The sequence below is a fragment of the Labrys sp. 22185 genome, assembly GCF_052045555.1.
Lineage (GTDB): Bacteria > Pseudomonadota > Alphaproteobacteria > Rhizobiales > Labraceae > Labrys > Labrys neptuniae.
On sequence record NZ_JBQEPH010000009.1, the window covers coordinates 71,242 to 97,971 of the forward strand.

26 protein-coding genes are annotated in these 26,730 nt (G+C 64.7%); 20 read left to right on the top strand and 6 right to left on the bottom strand.

The genetic code is table 11. The features are described 5' to 3' along the window. The first annotated feature begins 33 nt into the window (after positions 1-33). The 4 genes from lnt to trmB all read left to right on the top strand — a co-directional run bounded on the left by lnt (position 34) and on the right by trmB (position 4,532). A complete protein-coding gene (gene lnt / locus ACTJKX_RS18750) occupies positions 34-1,593 on the top strand; it encodes an apolipoprotein N-acyltransferase (protein ID WP_440726227.1) in 1,560 nt (519 codons plus the stop codon). A gap of 230 nt (positions 1,594-1,823) precedes the next feature. Beyond that, a complete protein-coding gene (locus tag ACTJKX_RS18755) occupies positions 1,824-2,237 on the top strand; it encodes a helix-turn-helix domain-containing protein (RefSeq protein WP_068288091.1) in 414 nt (137 codons plus the stop codon). 205 nt (positions 2,238-2,442) lie between these two features. After that, positions 2,443-3,639, top strand: a complete 1,197-nt coding sequence (gene metK, locus ACTJKX_RS18760) for a methionine adenosyltransferase (protein WP_068288087.1) — start codon at positions 2,443-2,445, stop codon at positions 3,637-3,639. 155 nt (positions 3,640-3,794) lie between these two features. Beyond that, positions 3,795-4,532 carry a tRNA (guanosine(46)-N7)-methyltransferase TrmB gene (gene trmB, locus ACTJKX_RS18765; RefSeq protein ID WP_440726124.1) on the top strand — a complete coding sequence of 246 codons (738 nt, stop codon included), beginning with the start codon at positions 3,795-3,797 and terminating at the stop codon, positions 4,530-4,532. A gap of 29 nt (positions 4,533-4,561) precedes the next feature. On the opposite strand, the gene ACTJKX_RS18770 is transcribed toward trmB, so the two are convergent. Continuing rightward, positions 4,562-5,185 carry a TetR/AcrR family transcriptional regulator gene (locus tag ACTJKX_RS18770; protein WP_367625214.1) on the bottom strand — a complete coding sequence of 208 codons (624 nt, stop codon included), beginning with the start codon at positions 5,183-5,185 and terminating at the stop codon, positions 4,562-4,564. Positions 5,186-5,316: 131 nt separating this feature from the next. On the opposite strand from ACTJKX_RS18770, the gene ACTJKX_RS18775 reads away from it, so the two are divergent. Next, the gene (locus tag ACTJKX_RS18775; protein ID WP_440726125.1) at positions 5,317-5,778 is read left to right on the top strand and encodes an ABA4-like family protein; all 462 of its coding nucleotides are present in this window, start codon (positions 5,317-5,319) and stop codon (positions 5,776-5,778) included. Further along, positions 5,775-6,629 carry a hypothetical protein gene (locus ACTJKX_RS18780; RefSeq protein ID WP_440726126.1) on the top strand — a complete coding sequence of 285 codons (855 nt, stop codon included), beginning with the start codon at positions 5,775-5,777 and terminating at the stop codon, positions 6,627-6,629. Before ACTJKX_RS18775 ends, ACTJKX_RS18780 begins: the two co-directional genes overlap by 4 nt. Before the next feature lie 15 nt (positions 6,630-6,644). Here ACTJKX_RS18780 and ACTJKX_RS18785 read toward each other — a convergent pair whose 3' ends face one another. After that, entirely contained in the window at positions 6,645-7,151 is a 507-nt protein-coding gene (locus ACTJKX_RS18785; protein ID WP_394313726.1) for an SRPBCC family protein, read from the bottom strand. Positions 7,152-7,322: 171 nt separating this feature from the next. On the opposite strand from ACTJKX_RS18785, the gene ACTJKX_RS18790 reads away from it, so the two are divergent. Continuing rightward, positions 7,323-8,066: an alpha/beta hydrolase gene (locus tag ACTJKX_RS18790; RefSeq protein WP_440726127.1), complete on the top strand. Its 744-nt coding sequence runs from the start codon at positions 7,323-7,325 to the stop codon at positions 8,064-8,066. Positions 8,067-8,079: 13 nt separating this feature from the next. On the opposite strand, the gene ACTJKX_RS18795 is transcribed toward ACTJKX_RS18790, so the two are convergent. Further along, complete coding sequence (locus ACTJKX_RS18795) at positions 8,080-8,559, bottom strand: MmcB family DNA repair protein (RefSeq protein WP_311942932.1); 480 nt, start codon at positions 8,557-8,559, stop codon at positions 8,080-8,082. Then, positions 8,556-10,085 (bottom strand): RNA polymerase factor sigma-54, encoded by a 1,530-nt coding sequence (gene rpoN / locus ACTJKX_RS18800; protein ID WP_440726128.1) that lies wholly within the window; start codon positions 10,083-10,085, stop codon positions 8,556-8,558. Before rpoN ends, ACTJKX_RS18795 begins: the two co-directional genes overlap by 4 nt. 221 nt (positions 10,086-10,306) lie before the next feature. On the opposite strand from rpoN, the gene upp reads away from it, so the two are divergent. The 6 genes from upp (at position 10,307) to ACTJKX_RS18830 (ending at position 15,594) form a co-directional block, all read left to right on the top strand. Beyond that, positions 10,307-10,936: a uracil phosphoribosyltransferase gene (upp, locus tag ACTJKX_RS18805; protein ID WP_068288071.1), complete on the top strand. Its 630-nt coding sequence runs from the start codon at positions 10,307-10,309 to the stop codon at positions 10,934-10,936. 75 nt (positions 10,937-11,011) lie between these two features. Then, complete coding sequence (locus ACTJKX_RS18810; RefSeq protein ID WP_311942941.1) at positions 11,012-11,680, top strand: response regulator transcription factor; 669 nt, start codon at positions 11,012-11,014, stop codon at positions 11,678-11,680. Continuing rightward, positions 11,680-13,011 carry an ATP-binding protein gene (locus ACTJKX_RS18815; protein ID WP_440726129.1) on the top strand — a complete coding sequence of 444 codons (1,332 nt, stop codon included), beginning with the start codon at positions 11,680-11,682 and terminating at the stop codon, positions 13,009-13,011. Before ACTJKX_RS18810 ends, ACTJKX_RS18815 begins: the two co-directional genes overlap by 1 nt. An 80-nt stretch (positions 13,012-13,091) precedes the next feature. Next, a complete protein-coding gene (locus tag ACTJKX_RS18820) occupies positions 13,092-13,919 on the top strand; it encodes an AraC family transcriptional regulator (RefSeq protein WP_311942947.1) in 828 nt (275 codons plus the stop codon). 114 nt (positions 13,920-14,033) lie between these two features. Beyond that, the gene (locus ACTJKX_RS18825) at positions 14,034-14,912 is read left to right on the top strand and encodes an NmrA family NAD(P)-binding protein (protein ID WP_440726130.1); all 879 of its coding nucleotides are present in this window, start codon (positions 14,034-14,036) and stop codon (positions 14,910-14,912) included. A 118-nt stretch (positions 14,913-15,030) separates the two neighbouring features. Further along, positions 15,031-15,594, top strand: coding sequence for a phosphatase domain-containing protein (locus tag ACTJKX_RS18830; protein WP_376717753.1), 564 nt, complete (start codon positions 15,031-15,033; stop codon positions 15,592-15,594). Between the two features lie 20 nt (positions 15,595-15,614). Here ACTJKX_RS18830 and ACTJKX_RS18835 read toward each other — a convergent pair whose 3' ends face one another. Beyond that, positions 15,615-16,856, bottom strand: a complete 1,242-nt coding sequence (locus ACTJKX_RS18835; protein ID WP_440726131.1) for an aminopeptidase — start codon at positions 16,854-16,856, stop codon at positions 15,615-15,617. A 177-nt stretch (positions 16,857-17,033) separates the two neighbouring features. Between ACTJKX_RS18835 and dapD the strand changes: the two genes are divergently transcribed. Both dapD and dapE read left to right on the top strand, forming a co-directional pair. Continuing rightward, positions 17,034-17,900, top strand: coding sequence for a 2,3,4,5-tetrahydropyridine-2,6-dicarboxylate N-succinyltransferase (dapD, locus tag ACTJKX_RS18840; RefSeq protein WP_311942958.1), 867 nt, complete (start codon positions 17,034-17,036; stop codon positions 17,898-17,900). Positions 17,901-17,992: 92 nt separating this feature from the next. Beyond that, the gene (gene dapE / locus ACTJKX_RS18845; RefSeq protein WP_311942961.1) at positions 17,993-19,162 is read left to right on the top strand and encodes a succinyl-diaminopimelate desuccinylase; all 1,170 of its coding nucleotides are present in this window, start codon (positions 17,993-17,995) and stop codon (positions 19,160-19,162) included. 89 nt (positions 19,163-19,251) lie between these two features. Here the strand turns inward: dapE and araD1 are convergent, their stop codons facing one another. Then, on the bottom strand, positions 19,252-20,250 hold the full coding sequence (gene araD1 / locus ACTJKX_RS18850) for an AraD1 family protein (protein WP_440726132.1): 999 nt from the start codon (positions 20,248-20,250) through the stop codon (positions 19,252-19,254). A 333-nt stretch (positions 20,251-20,583) separates the two neighbouring features. Between araD1 and ACTJKX_RS18855 the strand changes: the two genes are divergently transcribed. The 5 genes from ACTJKX_RS18855 (at position 20,584) to ACTJKX_RS18875 (ending at position 26,729) form a co-directional block, all read left to right on the top strand. Next, positions 20,584-21,840, top strand: a complete 1,257-nt coding sequence (locus ACTJKX_RS18855) for a class I SAM-dependent methyltransferase (RefSeq protein ID WP_394313742.1) — start codon at positions 20,584-20,586, stop codon at positions 21,838-21,840. A gap of 196 nt (positions 21,841-22,036) precedes the next feature. After that, entirely contained in the window at positions 22,037-23,521 is a 1,485-nt protein-coding gene (locus tag ACTJKX_RS18860) for an MDR family MFS transporter (protein WP_394313743.1), read from the top strand. Between the two features lie 94 nt (positions 23,522-23,615). Next, the gene (argB, locus tag ACTJKX_RS18865; protein ID WP_311942971.1) at positions 23,616-24,506 is read left to right on the top strand and encodes an acetylglutamate kinase; all 891 of its coding nucleotides are present in this window, start codon (positions 23,616-23,618) and stop codon (positions 24,504-24,506) included. A gap of 214 nt (positions 24,507-24,720) precedes the next feature. Then, positions 24,721-25,692 carry an ABC transporter substrate-binding protein gene (locus ACTJKX_RS18870; RefSeq protein ID WP_440726133.1) on the top strand — a complete coding sequence of 324 codons (972 nt, stop codon included), beginning with the start codon at positions 24,721-24,723 and terminating at the stop codon, positions 25,690-25,692. After that, entirely contained in the window at positions 25,689-26,729 is a 1,041-nt protein-coding gene (locus ACTJKX_RS18875; protein ID WP_440726134.1) for a FecCD family ABC transporter permease, read from the top strand. The genes ACTJKX_RS18870 and ACTJKX_RS18875 overlap by 4 nt, the downstream gene beginning before the upstream one ends. The last annotated feature ends 1 nt before the right edge of the window (position 26,730 follow it).

The following is a 26,730-nucleotide window of genomic DNA, read 5'->3' on the forward strand; positions in this document are numbered from 1 at the left end:
TCCCGTCTGGCCGGGCTGAGGGGCTGGCGACGCATGGCCGTCGCCTTCCTGGCAGGTGCCCTCGCGGCGCTAGCCATGGCCCCGTTCAATGCCTTTCCGGTTCTGGCCGTCAGCTTTCCGGTGGCAATCTGGCTGCTGGACGGCGTCGCCTTCCCTGCGCCGGAGAATCCGTCCCCCCGTTTCTGGCGCAGCATCGGCTCGGCGGCTCGGCTCGGCTGGTGCTACGGCTTCGGCTATTTCCTGGCCGGGCTGTGGTGGATCGGCAATGCCTTCCTCGTCGATGCCGACCAATTCGCCTGGTTGCTGCCCTTCGCAGTGGTGCTCCTGCCTGCCGGCCTTGCTTTCTTCCACGCCGCCGGGTTTGCGCTGGCTCGGCTGCTATGGTCACGGGGAATTGCCCGCATCCTCGCCTTTGCCGTCGCCATGGCTGCTGTCGAATGGCTGCGCGGCCATATCCTGACCGGCTTTCCCTGGAACCTGTTCGGCTATGCGCTCGCCGAGGAACTTCATCTGGCGCAGAGCCTGTCCCTGATCGGGGCCTATGGGCTCACTCTCGTCGCACTCGTCCTGTTCTCCACGCCTGTCGCCTTGGTGCGGCGAGGCGGCTGGCGCTGGCCGGCCCTGTCCGTCGCTGTCCTGGTCGCGATGGCGGCCTTCGGCGTATGGCGCCTCGGCCAACATCCCACCAGCTTCGTCGACGGGGTGCAACTGCGCATCATGCAGCCCGACCTGCCGCAGGATGCCAAGTTCAATCCGGCCCTGCGCAACGAAGTGCTGACGCGCTATCTCGCGCTGTCGCGCCAGCCGGCCGCCGACGGCAGCGACGGCCTTGCCAAAACAACCCATCTGATCTGGCCGGAATCGGCCTTTCCCTTCCTGGTGGCGCAGGATCCCGAGGCCCTCAAGGTGCTCGGCGACCTGGTGGCGCCCAAGGCCGTGCTGCTGACGGGTGCCGGCCGGGCAGAGGAAAATCTCGACGACGGCAGCTGGCGCTTCTTCAATTCCCTGCACGTCATCGACGCCACCGGCACCATTATCGGCAATTATGACAAGGTGCACCTCGTCCCCTTCGGCGAATATCTGCCCTATCAATCCGTGCTCGAATCCCTCGGCTTCGAGCAATTGACCAAGCAGCGTGGCGGCTTTTCGACCGGCCCCGGCCTGCGCACGCTCGACATTCCCAACGCGCCGCCCGCCGGCATCCTGATCTGCTACGAAGCGATCTTTCCGGGCGAGGTGATCGATCCGGCCAACCGTCCGGGCTGGCTGCTCAACGTCACCAACGACGCCTGGTTCGGCATCACCCCGGGGCCCTACCAGCATTTCACCGAGGTAAGGGCGCGCGCGATCGAGGAAGGCCTGCCCGTGGTCCGCGCCGGCAACAACGGCATTTCGGCCGTAATCGACCCGGTGGGGCGCATCGTCGCCAGCCTGCCGCTCGGCACCAGCGGCGTGCTCGATTCGCGCCTTCCCACCACCTTGCCACCACCGCTATTTGCCACGGCTGGCACCGGCATTATTGCCGGATTGTTTCTGATTGCCTTAATCGGCGCCGGCCTTGGTTGTCGAAACCATCGCCGACAGCTGCGATAACACATATTTGTTACAACCGCGCCAAGCGGAAAGCGCGAGACTGACTGGATTTTCCCGCATAAGGAGGTATAGTCACCCTGCTGGTTGCAGGATGCATTTGAACTACTTCAGATTGCGCTGCCGTAATTGTATCTCTGGCATGCCGTGCTTCCGCCACGTTGCGGCCGCAATTCATTTTCAAATTCGTCGCTGTATTTTCAAATATTTGCTAGTGACCTGGAGTTAATATTATGATCAAGAAAGTACCCAATCCCATTGATCAGCACGTTGGCAGCCGCGTCCGTATCCGGCGTGTCCTGGTAGGCATGAGCCAGGAGAAGCTCGGCGAGGCACTTGGCCTTACTTTTCAGCAGGTGCAGAAATATGAAAAGGGCACCAATCGCATTGGTGCGAGCCGGCTGCAGCAGATCGCCTCGATCCTGGGCGTCACCATTTCCTTCTTCTTCGAGGGCCTGCCGCCCGAAACCGGCGCCGTGCACACGGCTGAACATGCCGACGAGAGCGATACCTCGCACGTCATCGAATTCCTGTCGACCACCGAGGGCCTGCAGCTGAACAAGGCCTTTGCCCGCATCAAGGATCCGAAGGTGCGCCGCCGGGTCGTCGATCTCGTCTCCACGCTCAGCCAGGAACACGCAGCCTGAGCGACGGAACGGGCCAATAAAGCGCCCCTGTGACTTCGACGTGCCTTTGTCGGGCTTGGCGATGCCGCCAAGCCCGGAAGTGTGATGGAAAATCGCGCCGCGTTCCTTTAAACGAACAAAACGTACGATTTGCCGCTTGACGACGAAGCTTCCCCTCGCCAAAACGGGACAATACCGAGTTCCATTTTGGCGTGGAGAAACATTCGTGTCCCGTTCCGACTATTTGTTTACCAGCGAGTCGGTCGCTGAAGGCCACCCCGACAAGGTCTGCGATCGCATCTCCGACGAAATCGTCGACCTGTTCTATCGCGAGGCCGCCAAGACCGGAATGGACCCCTCCCAGGTGCGCGTCGCCTGCGAAACCCTCGCCACCACCAACCGCCTGGTGATCGCCGGCGAATATCGTGGTCCCGAGACCGTCACCAAGGGCAAGATCAAGAGTGCCGCCCGCCGCGCCGTCAAGGCGATCGGCTATGAGCAGGACGGCTTCCATTGGAAGAAGGCCAAGATCGAGGTCCTGCTGCACGGCCAGTCCCCCGACATCGCCCAGGGCGTCGATATTTCCGGCAACAAAGACGAAGGCGCAGGCGACCAGGGCATCATGTTCGGCTATGCCTGCCGCGAGACGCCGGAGCTGATGCCGGCTCCGATCTATTACGCCCACAAGATCCTCGAGGACATCACCAAGGCCCGCAAATCGGGCGAACTTGGCATGCTCGGCCCCGACGCCAAGAGCCAGGTCACGGTGAAGTATGAGAACGGCAAGCCGGTCGGCGTGACGCAGATCGTGCTCTCCACCCAGCATCTCGACGAGAAGCTCACCTCCGGCGACATCAAGAAGCTGGTCGAGCCCCATATCCTCAAGACTCTGCCGGAAGGCTGGGTCACCAAGGACACGGTCTGGCACGTCAATCCCACCGGCAAGTTCGTGGTCGGCGGCCCGGACGGCGATTGCGGCCTGACCGGCCGCAAGATCATCGTCGACACCTATGGCGGCGCGGCCCCCCATGGCGGCGGCGCCTTCTCCGGCAAGGACCCGACCAAGGTCGACCGCTCGGCTGCCTATGCGGCGCGCTACCTCGCCAAGAACGTGGTGGCGGCCAAGCTGGCCGATCGCTGCACCATCCAGCTCGCCTACGCCATCGGCGTTTCCGAGCCGCTGGCGATCTATGTCGACCTGCACGGCACCGGCAACGTCTCCGAGGAGAAGGTCGAGAAGGCCCTGCGTGACGTGATGAGCCTGACGCCCCGCGGCATCCGCGAGCATCTCAACCTCAACAAGCCGATCTACGCCCGCACCTCCGCCTATGGCCATTTCGGCCGCAAGTCGGCCCGCGACGGCGGTTTCTCCTGGGAGAAGACCGATCTCGCCGACGCGATCAAGAAGGCCGTGCGCGCCTGATCTGCCGCCAGCCGTCAACGCAAAGCCTTTCCCGCCCGCCGGGAGAGGCTTTTTTCATAGCATTTTGCGATTTGACGGCATCATCCGGAATCGCAATGACGCTTCCGACCAAAATGTTGGAGTAGATTGCGTCCAAACGCGCTTTCCTCTGGTGGATGTGGGCCGTGACTGAAGACGACAAGGACAAATTCGGCGAGGGCACGGATACCCCGCCTCGCGGCCACGGCGCCTTCTTCGGCCGCCGCAAGGGCAAGACCCTGCGGCCGGGGCATGCCGACCTGATGTCCGCTTCGCTGCCGCAATTGCGTCTCGACCTGACCGCGCCGCCTCCCGCCGATCTTGCTGGCCTCTTCCCGGAGCCTGTCGGCGAGGTCTGGCTCGAAATCGGCTTTGGCGGCGGCGAGCACCTCACCCAGCGCGCTGGCGAGAATCCGCAAGTCGGCTTCATCGGCTGCGAGGCCTATGTCAACGGCACCGCCAAGATGCTGGCGCAGATCGAGCAGAACAGGCTCGCCAATATCCGCCTGTGGGACGACGACGCCAAGGCGGTGGTGGACTGGCTGCCGGCCGGCTCGATCGCACGCATCTATCTGCTCTATCCCGACCCCTGGCCCAAGCGGCGTCACCGCAAGCGCCGCTTCCTGGGCGAGGGGATGCTGACGCGCCTGGCTCGTATTCTCAAGCCGGGCGGAGAGCTGCGCTTTGCCACCGACATCGACGACTATGCCGCCTATGCCCTGGCGCGCGTGGCGCGCTCGTCCGAGTTCGAATGGACGGCCGAGCGCCAGGCCGACTGGCTGACGCCGTGGGAGGGCTGGCGCTCCACCCGCTACGAAGCCAAGGCGTTGAGGGAAGGTCGGCGCGGCGCCTATTTCACTTTCAGCAGGATCTAGGTTCTCCTGGGATCGTGCAGGCGGACTGCCTATCGCGCTGTGAGGCGGGCCAGCACGCCTTCCAGGGCGGCATCCGCCGCAGCCTCGCCTCCGCCCTTGAGGGGCCCGTCAAGCTGCCCCGCCAGCAGGAGATGGGCATAGCCGTGCACGACCGACCAAGTCTGCAGCAAGACGTCGAGCTGGTCACGCTCGAGCGGGCCGTCGCCGGCCTTGGTCACCAGGCGAATGGCGGTCTCGAGCTCGGCGAAGGCCTCCTGCCCGGCAGCCCTCAGGGCCGGGTCCGCAATATTGAGGCGATGCCGGTTGAAGGTGAGCCGGAATCTCTCCGGATATTGGCGGGCGAAGGTGACGTAGCCGCGCCCGATCGCCCGCAATCGGGCCTCCGGCTCGTCGATGCCGGCGCGAGCCCGACGCATGAAGAGCGTGAGCGTCTCGAATCCCAGCGCCGCCACCGCGGTCAGGAGGCCGGCTACGTCGCCGAAATGATGCGCGGGCGCGGCGTGGGAGACTCCCGCGCGGCGGGCACACTCGCGAAGCGTGAAACCCTCGACACCGCGTTCGGCTAGGACGAGTTCAGCGGCCGCGAGCAGCGCGGCCCGCAGGTCACCGTGATGATAGCCGGCCTTATGCGCCGTCGATCCCTGTTGCTCCACTTCCTACCCGCTCCATACCACCGGCGCCACCGCGCCATTGCTCGGCGCGAGCGCCACTATCCATCACGATCTTGACAATGTCAAAATAGCTGCCATCCTTATCTTGACACTGTCAAGTTGAGGATACCGAGATGGCTCTCGACCAGGCGTTCACGCTCGACCAGATCTTCTCCGGTGCCGGAATGCTCGCTCTCTGCGGCTGGATCGCGCTTGCCCTGTCTCCACTGCGTCCGGCCCTTGCCCAGCTGATCGCCGCCAGATTCGTTCCGATCGCGCTCGGCCTTGCCTATGCCGCCCTGCTCTTTCGCTTCTGGGGTGAGGCTGCCGGCGGCTTCGGCTCTCTCGGCGACGTCGGCGCGTTGTTCAGCCATCGCGGCCTGCTCCTGGCCGGCTGGCTGCATTACCTCGCCTTCGACCTGCTGGTCGGAGCCTGGGAGGTGCGCGAGGCGAGACGGTCCGGATTGCCGCATCTGGCCGTCCTGCCCTGTCTCGCGCTCACCTTCCTGTTCGGCCCCATCGGCTTCCTGACGTTCCTGGCCCTGCGCAGCGTCTGGCTGCGGGGCCTCTCGCGCCGTCAAGGAGAACCCGCATGACGACGAACACGCCCAGCCTTCGCCTTGCCTGCCGCCCGCATGCGTTTGCCTGGCGAGTGGTGGATGAGTTGCTGCGACGCGAGCGCCTGCTGGCACAAGGCGGCTTCATCATCCTGGCGCTGATGGTCCCGACCCTCATGGCCCTGGCGACCGACGGCAGGACGCTCAATGGCATCTCGGTCTGGGTGAAGCCGCTGAAGTTCCAGCTCTCGGTCGGCCTCTATCTCCTGACGCTGGCCTGGTTCATCGGCGCCTTGCCCGACGAGACGCGCCGCGGGCGGGCAATCAGGATCCTCGTCACCCTCGGCCTTGCCGCGAGCACCTTCGAGATCGGCTACATCAGCCTCCAGGCCGCCAGGGGTCTTGCTTCGCATTACAACGTGGCCGATCCCTTCCATCGGCTGATGTACACATTGATGGGCATCGGCGCGATGACGCTCACGGCCCTGAGCCCTGCCTTGGCGGTCTTGCTGCTGCGACACCGCCCCCAGGCCTGGTCGACCGCCTTCTGGCTCTCGGTCCTGCTCGGTCTGACGCTTACTTTCGTGCTGGGCGCAGGCTCGGGCAGCGTCCTTTCCGCCGGCAATGGCCACTGGATCGGCGGCATTCGCAGCGATGCAGCGGGCGTGCCTATCTTCGGCTGGTCACGCACGGGCGGTGACCTCAGGGTGGCCCATTTCCTGGGCCTGCACGTCCTGCAGATCCTGCCCGTGCTGGGCCTGGTTGCGGAACGTTGGGCGAGCGGCCGCACGGCCATCTTCATCGTCAGCGCAGTTGCGCTCGCCTATGGTGCGGCCACCCTCTTCGTCTTCATCCAGGCCTTGCGCGGCATTCCCTTCATACCCGCGTGAGGACGGGCGACCGGTTCACTTCTTGCGGCCGAACCAGCCCTTCTTTTCCGGCTCTGCCGGGGTTTCCTCGCCTTCCGGCTTGGGCGAGATCGCCTGCCCGAATTTTTCGAAGAAATCGCCGGCCAGCTTCTTGGCCGTACCGTCGATCAGGCGCGCCCCGAGTTGGGCGATCTTGCCGCCGACATCGGCCTTGGCGTCGTAGTGGAGGATGGTGGCATCCTCGCCATCAGCCTCGAGGCGCACCGTCGCTCCGCCCTTGGCAAAGCCGGCGACACCACCCTGCCCCTCGCCGGAAATCGTGTAGCCATTGGGCGGATCGAGGTCCGACAGCGTGACCTTGCCGTTGAAGGAGGCCTTGACCGGACCGATCTTCAGCACGGCCTTGGCGGTCATCTCCGTCGGCGAAACCAGCTCGATCGACTCGCAGCCCGGAATGCATTGCTTGAGGATTTCGGGATTGTTCAGGCCTTCCCAGACCTTCTCGCGCGAAGCCTCGATGCGCTGCGAACCGCTCATATCCATGGAACTGCTCCTCCCGGGCCATATGCCCTTTCGCTTCATAGATCATGACCGGCCGCAGGGGAGCAAGACAAGGATGTAAATTTGATGCCGTCCACTGCCGCTAGGCCCTGCCCGTAATCCAGCCGTAACCCTTGCTTCCTATCGAGGGAGGAAACAGGAGCCGTTCGAATCATGAGCTGGAACACATCGCCTTGCAGACGAGGGGCCTTCGCGCTCTGTTTCCTCGGCCTTTTCCCCCTAAGCGGGCCAGCCCTCGCCCAGACAGCTGCGATCGCCAGCGGTGGCGAGACCGTAACCGTCGCCGGCATCGATAACATCCTGATCCGGCATCCCCATGCCAAAGGCAGCCTCATCCTGCTCACCGGCGGTGACGGCAGGCTCGATGTCGGCCCCAACGGCCAGTTTCGCAGCGGTGCCGACAATGTCCTCATCCGCAACCGCGATGCTTTTGCCGCCAAGGGCTATAACGTCCTGCTGGTCGACAAGGACACCCGCCTCGCCACCGCAGTCGATACCATGGCGGGCCTGAAGCGGCCCGTCACTGTTGTGGCTACCTCCGCCGGCACGCCGCGAGCGGCCAAGGGCCTCCTGAAGGGCGCCAGGCCCGACCGGCTGGTGCTGACCTCCGCTTTCCTCAGTCCGGCCTCAGGGCCGTCCCGGAGCGTCATGGCGATGCTCGGTTCCCCCAGGCTGCTGCCGCCCACGCTCGTCGTGCATCATCGCCAGGATGACTGCCGCTTCACCAGGCCGGCCGGCGTCGCGCCCTTCCAGGCCTGGGCCGGAGAGCGGGTCACGGTGAAATGGCTGGAGGGCGGCCTGCAAGCCGGCAATCCCTGCCGGTCCCGCGCGCATCACGGCTTCAACGGCCAGGATGCAGAACTGGTCTCGCTCGTCGCCTCATTCGCCGGGCAATAACGCCTTCGGGGCATCACTCGCCAAAGCCGAAGGCGCCTTCGGGATCCATGGCCTGGTGCAGCCGTCCCGCTGCGAGGCGGGCGAGCAGCAGGGTGAGGACCTTGCGCGTCGGCGCGGCAAGGCGCTGCTCGGGGGCCTCAGTCAGCAGCGTGCCGCCATAGGCGTCGGCCACGATGTGGCCGGCTGCCTCGGGAAGCAGGGCCAGCGGAAAATCCGGGCCGACGGCGAAGAACAGCCGGTCGCAATAGGCGAGATACTCCGGCCATTTCTGATCGACCTGGAAATCCGTCACCGAGGACTTGATTTCCACGATCCAGATCTCGCCCTTGCGCCCGACCGCCAGGAGATCGGCACGGCGGCCATTGGGCAGCGTCACCTCCGGCACCGGCGTCAGGCCGTATTGGCGCAGCAGCCGGCTGGCGCCGCGCTGGATCGTCAGGGCCATCGCGGACTGGCGGCCATCAATGGGCAGGACCGGCAAACCGCTCGTCATCGTCCCGCCTTCTCCCGCCGCCTTTCCACCGAGGAGGCGATCCGCATGGATTCGCGATATTTGGCCACGGTGCGCCGGGCGATGTCGATGCCGTCCTTGCGCAGCAGCGCGACGATGGTGTCATCGGACAGGATGGCATCGGGTGCTTCGGCGTCGATCATCTGGCGGATGCGGTGGCGCACGGCCTCGGCCGAATGCGCCTCGCCCCCTTCCGCGTTCGAGATCGAGGCGGTGAAGAAATATTTCAGCTCGAACAGCCCGCGGGCCGAGGCGATGAACTTGTTGGCTGTAACACGCGACACCGTGGATTCATGCATGCCGATGGCATCGGCCACGGTCTTGAGATTGAGCGGACGTAGATATTGCACGCCGAGGGCAAAGAAGGCGTCCTGCTGGCGCACGATCTCGGTAGCGACCTTGAGGATGGTGCGCGCGCGTTGCTCCAGACTGCGGGTCAGCCAGTTCGCCGTCTGCAGCGCCTCGGTCAGGAAGGTCTTGTCTGCCTCGCTGCGGGCCGTGCGCGCCACCCGGGCATAGTAGTTCTGATTGACCAGCACGCGCGGCAAGGTGTCGGGGTTGAGCTCCACCATCCAGGTCCCGTCAGGCGCCGCGCGCAACAGCACGTCCGGCACCACCGGCTGAACCGGCGTGGAGCCGAAGGCCAGGCCCGGCTTGGGCGTAAGGCCGCGCAATTCGGCGATCATCTCCGCCACATCCTCATCGTCGACTCCGCACAGGCGCCGCAGGGCCGGGATGTTGCGCTTGGCCACCAGTTCCAGATTGTCGAGCAGCGTCGCCATCGCCGGGTCGAGCCGGTTGCGCTCCTTGAGCTGGAGCGCCAGGCACTCCTTCAGCGAACGGGCGCCGATGCCGCTCGGTTCGAAGCCCTGCACGATGGCGAGCACGGCCTCCACCTCCTGGAGCGGCGCCCCCAGGCGTTCGGCGAGTTCCGCGAGATCGCCGACGAGATAGCCGCTCTCGTCGATCATATCGATGATGAAGCGGCCGATCAGCCTGCGCCCGGGATCCCGGGTCGCCAGATCAAGCTGCATCTCCAGATGATCGGCAAGCGAGAGATCGGCCGCGGCCATGCCCTCGTAATTGACGTCCTCGTCGCCGCCATGCCCACCCGCGCCGACATTCGACCAGGACGAGACATAGGGATCGCTGCCGGCCAGCTGCTCGATCGCGGCGGGCGCCTCCTGCCTGTCGGCTGGCCGTTCATCGGGAAAGACATTGTCGAGATCGGTGCCGAGCCCCTGCTCCATCGCTTCGCGGGAGGGCGCCATATCGTCTCTCAGCCAATCCCCCTCGGCCGGATCGACAGGCACCGCGGCGAGCGTCTCAGGCTCACGCGACACCTCGCCCTCGGCGCGATCCAGAACCGGATTGCGTTCCAGCTCCGCCTCGACATAGGCGGTGAGATCGAGGTTGGATAGTTGCAGAAGCTTGATCGCCTGCATCAGCTGCGGCGTCATCACCAGCGACTGGGTCTGGCGGAACTCAAGCCTTTGCGACAACGCCATGAACGCGCACGATCCTGATTATTGGTCTTGTTGCGGGCAGCATCCTGCATGGACCGCGGCCAGAAGCAAGTTTCACGCCAGATTTTTCGATGCGCAAGCTTGCAAAAACGGAAAGCCTTAAGCCTAAGCCGCGACGAAAGGCGTGGAAGGCGCGCTATGATGCCTTACCCCGGCCGAGAAATCGGCTAGGTAAAGGGAGAATGTGAAGAAGGGAAACTCCGATGGAAGGCGTCATCGTCGTCGATCACCCGCTGGTGCAGCACAAGCTCACTTTGATGCGCGACAAGAATCGCTCGACCAAGGGGTTCCGGCAGTTGCTCAACGAGATCGGCCGCCTGCTCTGCTACGAGGTCACCCGCGATCTGCCGCTGGAAATGGTCGAGATCGAGACGCCCCTGACCAAGATGCAGGCGCCGCGCGTGGCCGGCAAAAAGCTGGTGCTGGCCCCGATCCTGCGCGCCGGCGAGGGCTTCCTCGAAGGCATGCTCGACCTCGTGCCCTCGGCTCGTGTCGCTCATATCGGGCTTTATCGTGATCCCGAAACACTGAAGGCCGTTGAGTACTACTTCAAGGCGCCGCCCGATGTGGCGGAGCGCCTGGTGATCGTACTCGACCCGATGCTGGCCACGGCCAATTCCGCCGTCGCCGCCATCGAGCGGCTGAAGGCGCGCGACGTCAAGGATATCCGCTTCGTCTGCCTGCTCGCTGCGCCCGAAGGCATCAAGCATCTGCGCGAGGCCCATCCCGACGTGACGATCTGGACGGCGGCGATCGACAGCCACCTCAACGACCACGGCTATATCGTGCCGGGCCTGGGCGATGCCGGTGACCGCATCTACGGAACCAAGTGAGGCGGGCCGCTTCCTTGATCAGCCCTTAATTGGTTGCCATCCTCGCCGAGTTCACATTGTTTCCGCGGCGGCCTCATGCGCATTCTTCTGATCGAGGACGACCCGATGATCGGAAAGGCGCTGCTGCAGGCGCTTGGCGATGCCGGCATGGCGGTGGACTGGGTTCGCGACGGCCCGGACGGTGAAGCGGCCTTGCGGCAACACGGCTATTCCGTCGTGCTCCTCGACAACGGCCTGCCCGGCAAGACCGGCTTTGAACTGCTGCGCGATCTGAGGCGGGGCGGCGACACCACGCCGGTCCTGATCATCACCGCCCGGGACGACCTCGACCATCGCGTCGACGGCCTCGATCTCGGCGCCGACGACTACATCGTCAAGCCCTTCGAGATGCGCGAGTTGCAGGCCCGGATCCGGGCCGTGCTGCGTCGCCGCCATGGCGGCCAGGCCGTCTCGACGCTGGTCCATGGCGACCTCGAGCTCGATCTCGAAAGCCACCGCGTCACCTATCGCGGCCAAAGCCATGTGCTGACCGCACGGGTGTTTTCGCTGCTGCTGGTCCTGATGGAACGACCCGGCGCGATCGTCTCGCGCAGCCAGCTGGAAGAACGCCTCTATGGCTGGGGCGAGGAGGTCGAAAGCAACGCCGTCGAGGTGCTGATCCACGCCATCCGCAAGAAATTCGGCAAGGACATCATCCGCAATTCGCGTGGAGCCGGCTGGATGGTCGCAAAGGACGCTCCCTGATGTCGCTGCGCTGGTCGAGCCTGATCGCCATCGCCGCCGTGCTGCTGGTGGTCGGCATCGGCGCGGCCCTCGCCTCCTACTTCGCGGTGCGGCGCGAGGCCCATCGCTTCCTCGACAAGCAGCTGCAGCAGGTCGCCGTCTACGCCCTCGATGCCCGCAGCCTGCGCCCCGCCATCAAAAGCACGCGCAATCGCGAGGACGATCTTCTCGTTCAGGTCTGGGACAGCGCCGACGCGCCGATGCGCTCGACCAATCCCGCCATCGCCATTCCACGCAGCAGCGGTACCGGCTTCTCGAACGAGACCGTCGCCCGGCACGACTGGCGGGTCTACACCCTGGTCGAGGGTGAACGCACCGTCCAGATCGCCCAGCAGATCGAAGCGCGCACGGAGCTGGCCGAGCATGCCGCCCTCGGCGCCGTGCTGCCGATCATCATCCTCATCCCGGTTGCCTGGCTTTTCCTTGGCCTGGTCATCTATCTGGTGATGAAGCCGCTTGGGCGTATCGCCGCCACCCTGTCCGCGCGATCAGCCGTCGACACCACGCCCATTCCCGTAGCAGGGGTGCCATCCGAGGTCCTGCCACTCGTCGCTGCGATGAATCATCTGTTGTCCCGCTTGCAGCAGACGCTGGAACGCCAGCGCCGCTTCATCTCCGATGCCGCACATGAGATGCGCACCCCGCTCGCCGCGCTCACCCTGCAGATCGGCAATCTCAGGCCCCTTTCCCGCGGTGCAGCACTGCATGCAAGGCTCGATGACCTGGAGGCAGGTGCCAGGCGTGCCACCCACCTCACCAACCAGATGCTCCAGCTCGCCCGCCTGGAAGCCGGCACCGGTGGCCAGGAACATACGCCCCAGGACCTCGGCGTACTGGCGCAGGCTTGCGTTGCCGAACTCGAACCGATCGCCGAGGCCCGCGGACTGCGTCTGAGCATGCAGCGGCGCAGCGCGGTTCCGCTTGTCGGCGACGCCAGGGAATTGCGGACGCTGCTCACCAATCTGATCGAAAACGCGCTGCACTACACCCCCTCCGGAGGCGAGATCACGATCGAGACCCTTGAGGAAGGTAGGCACGGCATCCGCATCACGGATAGCGGTCCGGGGCTCGATCCCGACCTGCTCGAACGTGTCTTCGAACGCTTCTTCCGGGCCGCACCGCAGCATGTCGAGGGGACCGGATTGGGGCTGGCGATCGCCAGGTCCATCGCCGACGGCCACGACATCGCCCTCACCCTGGCCAATCGGGCGGATCGCAGCGGACTGGTAGCCGAACTCCTGGTTTCGGCTCGCTTGAACGGCGAAGTCGCGAATGCCCCGGCAGGATCCTGAAAAATGCCGTGGCCGGGCTGGCCGCGCGCCATTTTCATGGCCACATAGTCGCTATATCCGGTTGGGCGATTGGAGCGGTCATGAGCGCAGACTGGCTTGATACCATCGGCGTTGCGGTCGAGCGACGCGACATTGCCGCCGGCCTTACCCATGTGCCCGCCTCGCCCTTCCACCGGCTTGGTGTTCATGTCGGCAGGCCTGTCAACGCCTCCTGCCGCTGTGACGGCCGACGCTACATCCGCATCCAGTCCGATGGCGACATCGACATCGTTCCGGCCGGGTTGGATGGCGAATGGGAGGACGACGCCGATTGCACCATCCTGCGCCTATGGGTAAGCCCGGCCCTTCTGCGCAAGGCCGCCGAAGATCTAGAGATCGACCCCGACCGCGTCAGGCTGATCCCGCGTTTCCAATGCCGCGACGCCAGGATCGAATATATCGCCAAAGCCCTGGCCGAGCCGGCGGGACGGACTCCGACCGACCGCCTGGTTGCCGAAGGCCTCGGTTCGGCCCTGGCTGTGCGCCTCGTCGACGGACATGCGAGGCTGGCCGCCATTTCGGCAAGGCAGACCCTTTCGGCAAGACAGCGCGACGATCTGGTCGAATTCATCGAAAGCCATCTCGATCACGATCTTTCCCTTGCAGTGCTGGCACGGATTGCCGGCATCAGCGTGCCGCATCTCAAGGTCCTGTTCCGGCGCTCGTTCGACCTGCCGGTGCACCAATATGTCATCCGGCGCCGGGTGGAACATGCCAGGCGCCTGCTCGCGAACGGCGACCTGCCGATCAGTCAGGTTGCCTTGAGCGCGGGCTTTGCGCACCAAAGCCATCTCGCCCATGCCATGAAGCGCATCCTGGGCATGACGCCGGCCGGTCTCGCCCGCCTGAGGCGGGAACAGGCCGCCTGACGCCAAAGCTCCCGTTTTTTTCATCTCTTTCTGCTTTGCGCCATCCTTTTGCGTGCGACGATGCCGGCCGGAACGTCTTCAATCGCGCCTCGACAGCAAGCGAGGACAGACACGATGTTCGTCATTCTGGGCGCCAACGGCAAAGTCGGCCGCCATTCGATCCAAACGCTCCGCCAGCTCGGCGCACCTGTGAGGGCCATCATCCGCAACGCGGACCATGCAGCGGCCTTGCAAGTCCTTGGCTGTGACATTGCCATGGCCGACATTCATGACGGCCAGGCTCTGCGCCCCGCCCTGCGGGACGCACAGGCGGTTCAGGTCATCTGCCCCATCAGCCCGCGCAGCGACGACGCCGGCGCGCAAATGCGCAGCTCGATCGAGGCGATCGTCACCGCCTTGGCCGAAACCCGACCAGCTTCCGTGCTGGCAATTTCGGACTATGGCGCCCACCATGCCAGCGAGACCGGCATCGCCCTGACCTTTCACCATCTGGAGGAGGCCCTTCGCGGCCTTGGCCTGCCCCTGACGGTGCTGAGGTCGGCCGAGCACATGCAGAACTGGGCCCGGCTGTTGCCGCGCGCGGTCGAAACCGGTGTCCTGCCCAGCCTGCATCATCCCGTGACCAAGCTGTTTCCCACGGTTTCGGCTGCCGACGTCGGAGAAATTGCCGCCCAGTTGCTGACGACCGGCTCCGGCGCCGGGTTTCGCGTCTTTCACGCGGAAGGCCCGGAACGCTACAGCACGGCGGATGTCGCCTCGGCCCTGGCCAGCCTCACCGGCCGGGAGATCGCGGCACGGGAGCTGCCGCGCGCCCAGTGGCTTCCCGCCTTGGTTCAGGGCGGCCTGAGCGCGAGCTATGCCGAGCTCGTCGCCGAGATGTACGACGCCCACAATGCCGGACGCATCGAGGTGGAGGAGGTCACCGGGAATATCCGGCGTGGCGAAACCGGCCTGCGCCAAGCCCTGGCGGCCATGCTCGGCAGCCCCCTCTAAGTCTGCCCTAATTCTGCTGGGCTAGAACGCGCCGACGATAGGTGGTCGGAGGCGAAGGTTGAGTAGCGGTTCAGCGTACAAATTCCCCACCGGGCGCAGCGCAGGAACTGCCGCCTGGTTGAGGGGCGTTCTCCTGGCGGCGGGCCTGGGCTGCGCCGCCGTCCTGGCCGCCGGCGCAACCTATCTGGGCCTGCAATATCTCGGTGGCAATTTCCACACCGTGGTTGCCGGCGAACTCTATCGCTCCGGCCAACCCACGCCCGGGCGGCTCAGGCACTATGTCCATGAGGCGGGTATCCGCACGGTGATCAATCTGCGCGGTAGGAACACCGGCGCCGCCTGGTACGACGCCGAGATCGCCGAAGCGGCCCGGCTCGGCGTCACCCATGTCGATTTCGCCATGTCCGCGTCACGTGAACTGAGCGGCCTGCAGGCGGACGCCCTGGTACAATTGTTGCGCAATGCGGAAAAACCCATCCTGATCCATTGCGAAGGCGGCGCGGACCGCAGTGGCCTTGCCGCCGCGCTCTATCTGGCGGCGATCAGCAAGACGAGCGAAGCGCAGGCGGAAAGCCAGATGTCCTTGCGCTTCGGCCATTTCTCGCTGCCCTTCCTGCGCAGTTACGCCATGGACGACACGTTCGAGAACCTCGAGGCGAGCCTCGGCTACACCAAGAGCTGAGCCGCCCAGGGCGAGACCGGCTACGCCCATTCGCCCTTGCGCATCAGCGGCTCGGCCTTGCCATCGGCGCCGATACCGTCGATGTCGATCTCGCCCGAGCCGATCATCCAGTCGATATGGATCAGGCTGTTGTTGGCGCCGCGCGTCGCCAGTTCTTCCGGGCTCAGCGAGCCGCCATTGACGAAGCACTGGCTGTAGGACTGGCCGAGCGCGATGTGGCTGGCGGCATTTTCGTCGAACAGCGTGTTGTAGAACAGCAGGCCGCTCTGGGAAATCGGCGAGGAGAACGGCACCAGCGCGACTTCGCCGAGATGCCGGGCCCCCGCATCGGTATCCAGCACCTTGGCGAGCACGTCCTTGCCGGTAGCGGCATCGGCCTCGACGATACGTCCCTCCTCGAAGCGCACGGCGATCTTGTCGATCAGCGTGCCCTGATAGGACAAGGGCTTGGTGGCGGAGACATAGCCGCTCACCCGGTCGCGATGCGGCGTGGTGAAGACTTCCTCGGTCGGGATGTTGGGATTGCAGGTGATGCCGTTCTTGGCCTTGGACGAGCCGCCGAGCCATTCATGCCCGTCGGCGAGGCCGATGGTGAGATCGGTGCCCGGGCCGGTGTAATGCAGCGCGGCATAGCGCTTGTCGTTGAGGTAGGCGGCACGGGCATGCAGGTTGCGGTTATGCTCGGCCCAGGCCGCGACCGGATCGTTCGAATCGATGCGCGAAGCAGCGAAGATGGCATCCCACAACTTGGCGACGGCAACCTCCTCCGCCTCATTGGGGAACACGGCCTTTGCCCAGGCGGCGGAGGCGTAGGACACGATGTTCCAGTTGATGTCGAAGCCGACGATGCGCTTCTGCGCCGGCTTGTAGGCGGCCGAGCGCGCCTGGTTGGCCCGCGCGATCCTGGCCGGGTCCTGGCCAGCCAGCAGCGAGGGATCCTCGCCGGCGATGGCGAGGCGGGCGGCACCGCGATCAAAGGCCGCGGCCATGCCGTCGAACAGCCAGCCCGGAGCAGTGTCGAAGGCCGCATCCGGCGCGAAGCGATAGCGCGCCAGCGTCGATTCCTCGTCCGAAAACAGCGTGGTGACCAGGCTGGCTCCGGCCTTGTAGGCATGCTCGGTGATCCGGCGCACCAGCGGCAAGGCCTCGATCGAGGCCGTCATCACCAATTCCTGGCCGGGCGCAAGGCCGAGGCCGACCTTCACGGCCGTCTCGGCGAGCTTGTCGAGACGTTTGGAATGGCTCTCGGAGGAAATGGACATGGCAAACCTCAAAAGGGAACAATCGAGCGCGCAGACCAGCAACGATGCCCTGCGCCGTCAAGCCCTTTGTCGGCACAACAGCCGAGAGAGGGAGATTAGGCCAGTTCAGGACGGTCTGGAACTTGACAGGCCCGGCTTTCGCGCGGCATTTGCGGCGGGATTATGTGAGGAGACGCCATGGAAATCGCCCGCCTGCAGACCGTGATCGACGCCGCCTGGGAAGACCGGGCCCAGTGCAATTTCGAGACCAAGGGCGAGATCCGGGCAGCCGTCAACCATACGCTCGGCCTGCTCGACGAAGGCAAGCTGCGCGTCGCCGAAAAGGTACCCGGCGCGACCGGTCGTGAATCCTGGCACACCCATCAATGGCTGAAGAAGGCGGTGCTGCTGTCCTTCCGCCTCAATGACATGACCACGATTGCCGGCGGCCCGGGCGGCACCCTGTGGTGGGACAAGGTTCCCTCCAAGTTCGAGGGCTGGAGCACGACGGAATTCCGCCTGGCCGGCTTCCGCGCCGTTCCGAATTGCGTGGTGCGCCACTCGGCCTATATCGCGCCCGGCGTGGTGCTGATGCCGTCCTTCGTCAATCTGGGCGCCTATGTCTCCACCGGCACCATGGTGGACACCTGGTCGACCGTCGGCTCCTGCGCCCAGATCGGCAAGAACGTGCATCTGTCCGGCGGCGTCGGCATCGGCGGCGTGCTCGAGCCGCTGCAGGCCAATCCGACCATCATCGAGGACGACTGCTTCATCGGCGCTCGTTCGGAAGTGGTCGAGGGCGTCATCATCGGCGAAGGTTCGGTGATCTCGATGGGCGTCTATATCGGCGCGTCCACCACCATCATCGACCGGGCCACCGGCCAGACCTACAAGGGCTATGTGCCGCCCTATTCGGTGGTGGTCTCCGGCAACCTGCCCGGCAAGCCCCTGCCGGACGGCCGCCCCGGCCCCTCGCTCTATTGCGCCGTGATCGTCAAGACGGTCGATGCGCAGACGCGTTCCAAGACCAGCATCAACGAATTGCTGCGCGACGGAAACCACTGAGCCGCATCGGGGGGCGGGTCTTCAGACCCGCCTGGAACTGCATCATTTGTCAAGAAAGAGGCGAGTCTGAAGACCCGCCCCCCAAACGCCCCATGACTGATCTCAGCTTCGATCCCCGCGATCCCGTCGCCCTCACCCAGGCCCTCATCCGCTGCCCCTCCGTCACGCCGGCCGAAGGCGGTGCCCTGACGCTGCTGGCCGAGGTGCTGCAGGCGAACGGCTTCACTGCCCATCTGGTGCCGTTCAGCGACGAGGACACTCCTGATATCGTCAATCTCTATGCGCGCATCGGGCCGCCGGACAAGCCGGCCCTGATGTTCGCCGGCCATACCGACGTTGTGCCGCCGGGCGACGAGGCGCGCTGGCGCCATCAGCCCTTCTCCGGCGACATCGTCAACGGACAGCTCTACGGACGCGGCGCGGTGGACATGAAGGGCGGCGTCGCCGCCAGTGTCGCGGCGAGCCTGCGCCATCTCGATGCCAATCCCGAGGCGCCGATCGCCTTCCTGATCACCGGCGACGAGGAAGGCCCGGCCATCAACGGCACCGTGAAACTGCTGGACTGGGCCGTGGCTAAGGGCGACCGCATCGGCCATTGCATCCTCGGCGAGCCGACCAACCCCGACGCCCTCGGCGACATGGTCAAGATCGGCCGGCGCGGCTCGCTGTCAGGCATCATCACCGTGCATGGCAAGCAGGGGCATGTCGCCTATCCGCACCTGGCCATGAACCCCGTGCCGCAGATGGTGCGCCTGCTCGCCGCCCTCACCCAGAGCGAACTCGACCAGGGCAGCGACCATTTCGACGCCTCCAATCTCGAAGTGGTATCGGTGGATGTCGGCAATCCCGCCTTCAACGTCATTCCCGCCGACATCAGCGCGACCTTCAACATCCGCTTCAACGACCGCTGGACCCGGCAAAGCCTGGAGGAGTGGGTGCGGGGCAAGCTCGACGGCGCTGCGGGCAACGAGGTCGCCTACGACCTCGTCTTCGAGCGCTCGGCTTCCGAATCCTTCTTCACCCCGCCCGGCGCTTTCGTCGATGCGATCGTCTCCTCGATCGAGGCGGAAACCGGCCGCCGCCCGGTGCTGTCGACTTCGGGCGGCACCTCGGACGCCCGCTTCATCAAGAATGTCTGTCCGGTGGTGGAGTTCGGCCTGGTCGGCAAGACGATGCACCAGATCGACGAGCGCGTCGACATCCTCGACCTGGAAAGCCTGACCCGGATCTACCAGCGCATTCTCGGGCAGTATTTCGGATGATCCTGGGACCGCCGGCCTCCTGGCCGGCATCCTGTCTTTCGCACGACAGAAGTTCCTAAGAGCCGGCCAGGAGGCCGGCGGTCCCAGGATCACAGCGCCTTCACCGTCGGCCACGGCGCGTCCACGCGCCCGATCGGATTGGCGAGCGGCAGCCCGAAAGGCTCGGCCGAGATCTCGAAGACGTCGCCGGGCTCGGTCACCACGCCGTCGGAGACGCTCAGCGTCGCCGTGCCGTAATAATGCACGTTCACCTGTCCAGGCTGGCGGAACAGCTGGTACTTGAAGTGATGGCCTTCGAGATTGGCGATGGTGTGCGACATGTTCGCCTCGCCAGTGAGGAAGGGCTTTTCCCAGATCACCTTGCCCTGGCGCAGGATGCGCGAGGTGCCGCGGATATCGGCGGGCGCCTCGCCGACCAGGAGCTCCGGCCCGATGGCTGAGACGCGCAGCTTGGAATGGGCGAGATAGAGATAGTTCTGCCGTTCGGTGACGTGATCGGAAAACTCGTTGCCGAGCGCAAAACCAATACGCCAGGGCGTGCCGTCGGGCCCGTTGACATAGATGCCGGCCAGTTCCGGCTCCTCGCCGGCGTCGAGGGCGAAGGATGGCGACGGCAAGGCGCCCTGCGGAGCAATCAGCGTCGAGCCATCGCCCTTGTAGAACCATTCGGGCTGCACGCCCTCCTGGCCCGGCGCCGGCCGGCCGCCATCGAGCCCCATGCGGAACATCTTCATGGAATCGGTGGCCTTCGACAGATCGGCAAGGTCCTGGTGCATCTTGTCGCGCCCTTCGGCGCTGCCGAGATGGGTCAGCCCGGTGCCGGCAACCATGACATGGCTTGGGTCCGGATGGTCGATCGGCGCCAGCACCTCGCCGGCGGCAAGCGCGGCCGCGAGGTCGACGGTCTCACCCAGGCCCCGCTTCTCAATCTCGGCCCTCAGGCTGTGACCTGAAGCGATCGCGGCATTGGCGAGGTCCAGCACCGTCGCGGTGTCGCGAATGAGGCGCGAGACGCCCTCGCTGGTGGCGACGACGGCGCGCCGACCCTGATGGCGCAATTGGGCTAGGCGGAGGGGAGTAGGAGACACGCGGCGCATTCCTCAGACAAATTAGCAGACGCGCATCATAGAAAGCATTCGACAGAGCGCAACGGTAAAATGCGCTCCGCCATCAATTGCCGGCCCGCGGCGACAGGCCGAATTCTGATTCCGTGAAAATATTCGAAGGCGGCATCGTGTCGCGCTTTTTGATTTTGTTTAGAGTGGGCAGAAAAACAATTGCATCCCTGCTCAAATTGCGTTCAATTTGGGAACGGTTCGTGTCGAATCTGCCAGCCGGCAAGTGGCGGTCCTCCCTGCGTGATGAGAGCGGCAGGCGACCGAAAGGGCTCCCGCGATGCGAAACCGCTGGGGTTTTTGCAGATGTTTATTCTCGATACTATGTTGAAGCGCCTGATTAAAAAGGGTGCACTTACGGTTATTGATCCCGAGGGCCACGTTCATACCTACGGATCCGGCCAGGGTTTTTCGAGCACCATTCGAATTGTAGACAAGGCAACAGCCTGGAAGCTTCTCACCAATCCGGAACTGGAAGTGGGCGAAGCCTTCATGGACGGGCGCCTCGTCATCGAAAAGGGTGATGTCTACGACATGCTCGCCGTGTTCATGCAGAATATCGGCTGGTCTACCTCGATCGGCCCGCTAAGCAACATCGCTTCCACGGCTCGCAAGATCAGCCGGCGCATCGCCCAGTACAATCCGGCCGGAAAGTCGAAGAACAACGTCGCCCATCACTATGACCTGAAGGACGAATTGTTCGACCTCTTCCTGGATGCGGACCGGCAGTATAGCTGCGCCTATTTTCCCAGCCTCGACATCACGCTGGAAGAAGCGCAGGCCTATAAGAAGCGGCATATCGCCGCCAAGCTGCTGCTGAAGCCGGGCGTGAAGGTCCTCGACATCGGCTCGGGCTGGGGCGGCATGGGTCTCTACATTTCCGACGTGACCAAGGCGGATGTCACCGGCATCACCCTGTCGGAAGAGCAGCACCGGGTTTCCAATGCCCGGGCCCAGGCCGCCGGCATCGCCGACCGCGTGCGCTTCGAGCTGGTCGACTACCGCGCCCTCGATCGGAAATTCGATCGCATCGTCTCCGTCGGCATGTTCGAACATGTCGGCGTCAACCACTACGATGCCTATTTCCGCAAGATCGCCACCCTTTTGAACGAGGACGGCGTGGGCCTCGTGCATGCCATTGGCCGTTCCGACGGGCCCGGCGCCACCAATCCGTGGATCCAGAAGTATATCTTCCCCGGTGGCTATTCGCCGGCGCTTTCGGAAGTGCTGCCGGCGATCGAACGGGCCGGGTTGGTCGTCACCGACATCGAGATCCTCCGGATCCATTATGCGGAGACGCTCAAGCACTGGCGCGAGCGCTTCAACCATCATCGCGACCAGATCCGTTCCTTCTATGACGAGCGCTTCTGCCGGATGTGGGATATGTATCTGGCCGCTTCCGAGGCCACTTTCCGCTGGGGCGGCCACATGGTCTTCCAGATCCAGGTGGCAAAGTCGGTCAACGCCGTACCGCTGACCCGCGACTATATCGGCGAGGCCGAGCGGCGCCTGCCTCTCGACCTGCAGCCGGTCCCCGCGCCAAACCGCGAGGCAGCCGAATAAGCGCTTGCCGATTATCGATGGCGGGTCATTGAAGGACGCCATTCCGGCCATTTCCAAGAAGAGGCGGGTCTTCGGGCCCGCCTCTTCTTTCCGCTCCAGGCACATCCCTCTTTGTTTCCAAGGCCGCGATCCGGAGGAATGTGCAAGATATTTTGCATAGAATAGGAAGCCGCGACCGAGCTTCCGGAAAGCAGTTATGACCCAGTCCGAACCGGCCAGTTCCGCGCTGAGCCCTCAGGAGATACGCTCGATCATCATCGGCGTGCTGGTGGCGATGTTCCTTGCGGCGCTCGACCAGACCATCGTTGCCACGGCAATGCCGACGATCGGCCGCGTGCTTGGCGATTTCGAGAATCTGCCCTGGGTCGTCACCATCTACCTGCTGACCTCGACGGCGGTGACGCCGCTCTATGGCAAGATGGCGGATATCGCCGGCCGGCGCGTGACGCTGCTGGTGGCGATCGGCACTTTCGTGGCCGGCTCGATTCTGTGCGCCCTCGCGCCGACCATGCTGACCCTGATCCTGGCGCGGGCCCTGCAGGGCCTCGGCGGCGGCGGGTTGATCTCGCTGGCGCAGACCATCATCGCCGATATCATTCCGCCACGCGAACGCGCTCGCTATCAGGCCTATTTCGCCACCGTCTTCGTCTCCTCCAGCATCGCCGGCCCGGTACTCGGCGGCTTCATGGCCGAGAAGCTCCACTGGTCGGTGATCTTCTGGATCAACCTGCCGCTCGGCCTGCTCGCCTTCTGGATGACGAATTCGGTGCTCAAGAAGCTGCCGCGCCACGAAAGGCCGCACAAGCTCGATTTTCTCGGCTCGGCGCTGATGGCCGTGGCCACCATCGCCCTGCTGCTCGCCCTCAGCCTGGGCGGGCCGCATTATGCCTGGAACTCGGCACCGATCCTCGGCCTGTTCGGCCTTTCCGTCCTGTTCTGGATCGGCTTCGTCGTCCGCCTGCGCACCGCGCCCGAACCGCTGATCCCCACCGAGATCCTGGCCAATCCGGTGGTGGCGGCGGGCACCATCGCCGCCTGTTTCGGCATGGGCGTCTTCATCGGCATGACGATCTACATGCCGATCCTGCTGGAAGGCGTCTATGGCCTGACGGCAAGCCAATCGGGCCTCGCCTTGATCCCGATGATGGTCGGCACCGTCACGGGGGCGACACTGTCGGGCCGCCTGATGGCGCGCATCACGCATTATAAGCGCCCACCCCTGATCGGCCTTGCCGTCTCGACCCTCGCCTTCGCCCTGATCTCGATCAACCCGCAGGCCCTGCCTCTGGTGGTGCTCGAAGTCCTGCTGACGGCCGCATCCCTGGGCATCGGCACCATGCTGCCGGTCACTACGGTGGCGATCCAGAACGCCGTCCTGCAGCACCAGATGGGCACGGCCACCGGCGCCATGAATTTCTTTCGCTCGCTCGGCGGCGCCCTGATCGTTGCGGTGTTCGGCGCCATCGTGATGGGCGGCCTGCCGGCCGACCTCGCTGCCAACGTCACCATCGAGACCTTGGCGAAATCGATCGCTGCCGCCGGCAGCGATATCGGTTCGGTGTTCCGCTGGGTGTTCCTGGCCGCTGCCTTCGGATCGCTCGCCACGCTTTGCGCCCTGTTGCGCATGGAAGAGCGGCCGCTCAGGACCAAGGTCGAGCCGGCCTCGGTAGCGATGGAGTGACCGCCCGGGCATCTTGCGATTTGGCGCAATCGCCTCTTTTCATGCCCGCAGCATGCTGTAAAAGCGCTTCCAGTCTCTTTCGGATCCCGTAGCCATGAGCCCTAATTTGAGCGTCCACGACAAGGCTGAAATCCTCTCCGAAGCCCTTCCCTACATGCAGCAGCATGACGATGCCACCATCGTCGTCAAATATGGCGGCCATGCCATGGGCAGCGAGCAGGTCGCCCGCGATTTCGCGCGCGACATCGTGCTGCTCGAACAGGCCGGCCTCAATCCGGTGGTGGTGCATGGGGGCGGCCCGCAGATCTCGGAAATGTTGAAGCGCCTCGGCATCCAGTCCGAATTTGCCGCCGGACACCGTATCACCGACGCTGCCAGCGTCGAGGTGGTGGAAATGGTGCTGGCCGGCTCGATCAACAAGCAGCTCGTCGGCTTCATCAACGCCGCCGGCGGCCGCGCGGTCGGGCTCTCCGGCAAGGATGGCCGCATGCTCACCGCCAAGAAAGCGACGCGGACGATCTACGATCCGGATTCCGCCATCGAGAAGGTGGTCGATCTCGGCTTCGTGGGCGAGCCCGACAAGGTCGACACCACCGTGCTCGACCAGATCATCCATTCGCAGATCATCCCGGTCCTGGCGCCGGTGGCGGCATCGGATGACGGCGGCACCTTCAACGTCAATGCCGATACTTTCGCAGGCGCCATCGCCGGAGCGCTCGGCGCCACCCGTCTCCTGCTGATGACGGACGTGCCGGGCATCCTCGACAAGGACAAGAACCTGATCGAGGAAATCGACGTGGAAGGCATCCGCCGCCTGATCGCCGACGGCACCATCACCGGCGGCATGATCCCCAAGGTGGAAACCTGCATCTATGCCCTCGAAAAGGGCGTCGAGGCCGTGGTGATCATGGACGGCAAGGTGCCGCATGCCGTGCTGCTGGAACTCCTCACCAATCACGGCGCGGGTACGCTGATCCGGCGCTGAGCGCCATAACGCACAGTCCACAGTTTCCCCGTTCCGCTTTCAGCCCGCGCCGGCATTCGCCGGTGCGGGCTTTTGTTTGATCCGCCCCTCCCGATTTCGCCCACTGCTCTTCAAGTAAATTTTCTTGAAGGCAAAGATATTGCCTTGTAAATCGGCCCGACGAGGCGTCGAGACGACATAGTTTTAATTAGAATAATTAAAATCGGGGCATATCTTGTTCAGAGCGATCACGACACTACTGAAAGCAAGTCTCCTGTCCCTGCTTTTTGGCAGCGCAATCCTGGCCGAGGAAGCCAAGCCCACGGCAATCACCGATGATCGCGGCATCAAGGTCGATGTGCCGGCCACGCCGAAGCGCGTGGCAGCAATCTCCTATTTCGGCGTGGACCTGATGCTCGCTCTCGGCCTCGAGCCGATAGCCACCACCTATATGGTCAAGGGCCGGGAGCCCGACTTCCTGCTCGGACGGACCAGGGACATTCCCCAGATCGGCCAACGCGCCAAGCCCAATCTGGAGCTGCTTGCCGAGGCCAAGCCCGACCTGATCGTCGCCATGCGCCGCTACACCGAGGGCAATGCGGCGCAGTACCAGAAGATCGCCCCCTATCTTGCCTATAATCTCGAACTCTACGACGACAGCGACCGCACCATCACGCAGCTTGCCACCCTGCTTGGAAAAAAGGAGCGGGCCGAACAGCTCAATGCCGAGTTCAAGCAGGACCTGGCCGCCTTCGCCGCCAAGGCACCCAAGGGCGTGCATCCGCGCTTCCAGGTGATGTGGGCCGGCGATGCGCCCTGGACCTTCTACAACGAGAACATGACCGCGGCGATCCTCACGGCCCTGGGGGGCGAGAACATCGCCGGCAACAATCCCGCGACCTACAAGGTCGACAATTTCGGGGTGGAGATGAGCCTCGAAACCATGCTGGAGAAGGATCCCGAAGTCATCTTCGTCTATGACTATGGTCCCGATCGTCCCAATGAGAACAATCCGATCTGGAACAGCCTGTCCGCGGTGAAGAACGGCCGGGTCTACTATGTCGGCGACCAATGGGTGGAGGCGCATGGCCCGATCGCGCGCGAGATCGTCCTGCGCGAGGCCGCGCACTACCTCTATCCGGATGTTTTCCCCAAGCCGGACGTCGCGGCGGAGGCAACCAAACTGATCCCCGCCGCCTCGAAATGAGAGGAATAGCGGCAAGGCAAGCAGCGGGGACGCCCGGCGGGCACCTGTCCGCAGTCGCCCTGGCCAGCCTGTTCCTGCTGATCGCCATCCTGGTCGGCTTCGGCGGGCTGCTGGTTGGTGCCAAGCCCATGCGCCTCGACACTGCGCTCAACGCGATCTTTGCGCCTGCCGCGAACATCGACAGCACCATCGTCTGGACCTTGCGCCTGCCGCGCAGCATCGCCGCCTTCCTGGCGGGCGGCGGCCTCGGCCTGTCGGGCTATCTGCTGCAGTCGTTCAGCCGCAATCCCCTGGCCTCCCCCGATCTCACCGGCGTCACCGCCGGCGCGGTCGCGTCGATCGTCGGCTGCTTCGTCTTCCTGCCCTGGCTCTCCTCGATCTATTACGCGCCGATCGGCCTTGTCGGCGGACTCGGAGCGGCGGCAACCACCTTCTGGATCGCCCGCGGCGGCCGCACCTCGCCGCTGCACCTGGCTCTCGGCGGCGTGACCGTCGCACTCTTCCTCGGCGGCCTCACCACCTACATACTGCTGCTCGGCGGCCCGCAATCGCCGGCCGTGCTGTTCTGGCTCTCCGGCGGCCTGCAGGGAAGATCCTGGAGCCATATCGTCTTCATGCTGCCCTGGATCGAGGCGAGCCTGATCGGGGCGCTGCTTGGCCACCGCATCGTCGCCCTGCTGTCCCTCAGCGACCAGGCCGCCGCCGGCATGGGTCTCAACCTCGCTTTGTGGAAGCCGGTCCTGCTCGTGCTGGCGACGCTGCCGGTGGCCGGCATCACGCCGGTCGCGGGGCCGATCGCCTTCATCGGCCTCGCCGTCCCGCATATCGTCCGCCTGTTGCGCCCTTCCGGCCCGGCGACAGCCATCATGCTCAACGTGGCGGCCGGCGGCATGCTGCTGGTGGCCGCCGACGTGCTGGCCCGCAGCCTCGCCGCTCCGCGCGAGATTCCGGTCGGCATCATCACCGCGCTGATCGGCGGCCCCTATTTCGTCTATCTGACGCAAAGGCCGAACTTCGGCGCAGGCAGGGAGCGCTGAG